The organism is Mycolicibacillus koreensis (assembly GCF_002104795.1).
GTDB lineage: Bacteria > Actinomycetota > Actinomycetes > Mycobacteriales > Mycobacteriaceae > Mycobacterium > Mycobacterium koreense.
In genome coordinates, this window is sequence record NZ_NCXO01000098.1 from 1 (window position 1) to 2,010 (window position 2,010).

The 2,010-nt window shown below is 61.0% G+C and carries 2 protein-coding genes; one reads left to right on the plus strand and one right to left on the minus strand.

Translation table 11 applies throughout. The features are described 5' to 3' along the window. Nucleotides 1-904 precede the first annotated feature (904 nt). Nucleotides 905-1,246: a nuclear transport factor 2 family protein gene (locus B8W67_RS19995; protein ID WP_234806837.1), complete on the minus strand. Its 342-nt coding sequence runs from the start codon at nt 1,244-1,246 to the stop codon at nt 905-907. Between the two features lie 70 nt (nt 1,247-1,316). Here B8W67_RS19995 and B8W67_RS21055 point away from each other — a divergent pair, with 70 nt between their 5' ends. Further along, nucleotides 1,317-1,526, plus strand: coding sequence for an EspA/EspE family type VII secretion system effector (locus B8W67_RS21055; RefSeq protein WP_163796975.1), 210 nt, complete (start codon nt 1,317-1,319; stop codon nt 1,524-1,526). Nucleotides 1,527-2,010: the final 484 nt, after the last annotated feature.

Consider the following 2,010-nt stretch of genomic DNA (forward strand, 5'->3'; position numbering starts at 1 on the left):
AAGCACCGGCCGAGGCACAAACCGCAGGAACGGAGGTCGCCTGAAACTCACCGATCCACAAGATTTGACAATTCCTCGGCCCTCGTTGCCGTGGTTCGTCTGAGTCCGCAACTCATACCCGGACCGCTCCAGTTTCGACACGGGGCCCGCGCAAGTTGCCATCAACGCGGTCGTTGGAGTCGGTGACGGCGAGGAGTGCGTTGAGGGTCTTTTGGAACTGTGCCCCGCTGTGGTGTTTACGGCAAGCCAGAAGTCGTTACTCAGACGACTGATGCTCTGTTGTCGATTGACGAGAGGGTCTGTTCACAGGGTCTCCTCGAGAACGGAACACCAATGCGGTGACTAGCGGAATTGCCACCAGCTCGAAGGAGACGTGGTAATCGTCGCCGGTTCCTCCGTTGCCGTTGGCACCGACCAGACCGGAGAAAAACGACCGTGCCGGGATGCGGGGACGCATGCCCGACGCACAGATCCTAGCCAAGGCCGCTACCGCAGAACGGGTTTCATAGGTGGACACGGTGAACACGTCCACCGTCCCTTCGCCATACCTCTCGGAGCAGCACGTAGACCGCATATGCGCCAACGGATCCGAGTAGTGGACCCAACGACCAGCCTGCCCAGCGCCTCACGCCGGAAAGTGCCACCAGGATGGAACACCGTAGAGGCATATGGGTTCGCCCTCGGCGTACTCTGCGGGCCGAAACACCCAAGAGACCGCAACGATTACAACCACAATTACCGCAAGTACGCTCGCGCCGACGGCGAGTCTCAACCCGGCGAGGTGATCCGCCGCCCCGTCATCGACCGGCTCGGGCAACCCATCGGGCAGTTCGTGCAGGTCAGCCAGTCCAGCTACTCTTCCACCCCTTCCACGAGCCGTGTCCTCCCCCGCTCCGTCGTGACCCTATTCGGGGACCAAGTAGGTTCCGTGTCCCTCGATGACCAGGCCGTCGGGGCTGAACCGCAGGATCTCGCTGACCAGGCCGCCCTTCTGGTTGCGGTACAAGATGACCAGGGTGTCGATGCCGTCGTAAACGCCTTCGATGGTGAAGCGCAGATCAGGGATGGCCTGCACAACAGCGGTCCAGTAGCGGCGCAGTTCGCTCTTGCCCCGGATCACCCCTGCCGTCTCGGGGAAGAAGTTAGCCGCGACCGGCGAAGTGAACACCACGTCATCATGGAAGTGGTGCAGCACGGCCTTTAGGGGAATCCCGAATCCTCCCCACCCGCTCGTAGCTGACAAAATTGGCGCCGAGGAGGCGGTGTTTGGGCATTTACACTCGTTTGGAGCTTGTGTCGCGGCGAAGGGATACCAAATGAGTGTGCTGGATGCTTTCATGTCGACATGGTCGAGTGCGCGCTCGACGTTGGGTAAGGGCGCCCCGCTGGAAGGTGCTGCGTTTGATCGCAGTGCGCAGCTGCGGCAGGCCCAAACCGGGGTCGAGTCGGCGGCGCCGGGATCGCGGTGGACCGGTACGGCCGCTGAAGCGTATTCCGTGGCCAACGGAAACGCATGTTACGAGTGAGCGGTTTGGCGGCGGCACTCCTCGCATGCGGGGTGTTATCGGCGGCCTGTGGTGTCCGACCAGTTGCTCCGCCGCCCGGTGCTGACTCGACCGACTCCGCAAAACCCGACCAGTCCACGATCTTCTTCCCCGCAGCGGTTGATACAGATGGAGTGAAACTCACACACGTCGAGCGGGACCATCTCGCCGAATTGTATGCGCTTCGTCAGATCAACCCGTGCGGTTTTGTGAACGAGCAGCTTCTTGCCGCGAATAATCACAGGGACTACAGCTATAGCTACACTGCTGTCCACAAAATTTTGACCACGGGCGTGGCTCCTATTAGCGCCGTCGGTGGTGACGGCTGCACAATCGCGTTTCCGTCTACCACGATGGGGCTTGTGCTTAGGGTCCTGCCGGGAGAATCTGGCTCTACGCCACCAACCTGGGTCTGCGGGTTCTGATCCGTGATGGTTGTTGATTGTGGAGTATCCGGCCGTGGTTG